Source organism: Secundilactobacillus silagincola (genome assembly GCF_002583405.1).
GTDB lineage: Bacteria > Bacillota > Bacilli > Lactobacillales > Lactobacillaceae > Secundilactobacillus > Secundilactobacillus silagincola.
Genome location: NZ_BCMJ01000053.1, coordinates 1 through 277, shown reverse-complemented (window position 1 = coordinate 277; position 277 = coordinate 1). Strand labels below are relative to the sequence as shown.

At 52.0% G+C, this 277-nt stretch carries 1 protein-coding gene; it reads left to right on the top strand.

The window, feature by feature from the left end; translation table 11 throughout:
* Positions 1-277: hypothetical protein (locus tag CES82_RS12605; RefSeq protein ID WP_180245752.1), on the top strand; the 277-nt coding region annotated here is incomplete at both ends.

Genomic DNA, 277 nt, shown 5'->3' with positions numbered 1-277 from the left:
ATATACCGACTGGACAGTTGATGGTGGCACTGGGAGTGAATTAGTGCCTGAATTAACCGCCGCAGCAACTGCTGTTAAAGGGTTCCAGAACACGGTAGATAACGGTGGTGCTTACAGCAGTGCAGACTTTAAGGCGGTTACAGATGCCGGCAAACCAGGTGATGAGGGTTATACCACTACGGTCACCCGGACGGTTCACTACACGAAGAACCAGGCTACTTACACGAAAGGCGATCCTGGTGATCCTGCTAAGAACGATCCCGAAGGGACGCAAGCT